The sequence below is a fragment of the Microcystis sp. M53603_WE2 genome, assembly GCF_030065435.1.
In genome coordinates, this window is the sequence record NZ_JASJFF010001240.1 from 1 (window position 1) to 1,555 (window position 1,555).

Here is a 1,555-nt window from a genome sequence, read left to right on the forward strand (position 1 = left end):
AGGATTAAATCGCCAATCCGTTTGGTTAGAAAAGCATCCCGCGCCCCCGTTACCACCAGAGATTGATTGAACCAGAAACCAATTAGCAGATAAGTGCCGAGGGTGAGAACTTCTAGCACACAATAGCTGAAAAATAGCGAATTACAGATAACGAGGGCGCACATACCCCCTTCAAAGAGGGCGACGAGAGAATAAAACCTTGCCCAACCCCAATCCATTTCTAGATAGGCGATCGCATATACCTGGGCGGCGAGGTTTAAGCCAGTAATTAGCAGTAAAGCCCCGATATTAACGACCGAAATCTGCACATCTAAAGATATGCTTAAATCTGCGGCATTTAGCCAATTAAATGCTATAGATTGGGGCGGACGACCCCAAACGGCGATTAAAGCAAAAAGGCTATGCAAAAAAGCCCAGCAGGTCATGATCAAGTTCAGATAACCGGCCGGTCGCGGGCCGGTTTGCCGGATAATACCGGGAGACCAGGGTAGAGCGAGAAGTGCGCCCGCAAAGGCGTAAAGAGGTACCAACCAGATAGTCTGGCTGAAGGACTCGAACATATAAACACCTCAAGAAGAAAAATGATCCTGAATTAAAGTTTAAGGTTTAATGGCTCACTAATAAGCTGTCACCATTTTTTAACGAGGCATTAATCGGGATAGTTTGACTAGCTTCCAGCAGGTATTTTAAAAAAGCATCGGCAATCACGGAAAGTTGTTTTCCGGCCAGATAACAAACGTACCAATTGCGCTGAATTGGAAACTGTTCCACGTCGAGGATGGCTAATTCGCCGTTTTCCCCTTCCGAGATGAGAGTGTGCTTAGATAGTACCGATAGCCCCAAACCACCAGAAATAGCCTGTTTAATGGCTTCGTTACTGCCTAATTCCAAGCGCACCTTAACTTTAATATCGTGGAGATTAAATAATTTTTGTACCGCTTGACGGGTTCCAGATCCCGATTCGCGCATAATAAAAGGTTGCTGGTTGAGGGATTCAAGGGGGAGATTTTTCTTACCCACCAATGGATGATCCCGTCGCGCCACCACCACTAGGGGATTCTCGAGGAAAGACTGAGAACAAAGTTCCACTTCTTCCGGCGGTTGACTGAGAATATAGAGGTCATCCTCGTTGTTTAACATTCGCTCTTGCAGTTTCTGATGATTAGTCACTTGCAGGGCGATGTCAATACCGGGATACTGTTGACAGAATGCCCCCAGTAATCGCGGTACAAAGTATTTAGCGGTAGTAATTACGCCTAAAGTCAGCTTTCCCTGTCTAGTTCCCTTAATATCGGCCACTTTCATTTGAAAGTTGTCCAATTTATTAAAAATCTCTTGACAGGTGAACAGTAATTCCTGACCCGCTTCGGTTAAAAATAAACGTTTGCCAATTTGCTCGAATAGCGGTAAACCCACAGCTTTTGTGAGTTGTTTGACTTGGGTTGAGACGGTAGGTTGAGTGATAAATAACTCCTCGGCCGCCTTGGTAAAGCTACTGTGTCGAGCGGTAGCCTCAAAAACCCTTAACTGGTGCAGGGTTGCCTGTATCAAGTTC

At 45.6% G+C, this 1,555-nt stretch carries 1 protein-coding gene and 1 pseudogene; both read right to left on the reverse strand.

Annotation, left to right across the window (positions count from 1 at the left end; translation table 11 throughout):
- Positions 1 to 560 (reverse strand): annotated as a pseudogene (locus PX481_RS25965) (NAD(P)H-quinone oxidoreductase subunit F); the annotation flags it as partial.
- Between the two features lie 46 nt (positions 561 to 606).
- The gene (locus PX481_RS25970; RefSeq protein WP_002761530.1) at positions 607 to 1,551 is read right to left on the reverse strand and encodes a LysR family transcriptional regulator; all 945 of its coding nucleotides are present in this window, start codon (positions 1,549 to 1,551) and stop codon (positions 607 to 609) included.
- Positions 1,552 to 1,555 lie beyond the last annotated feature (4 nt).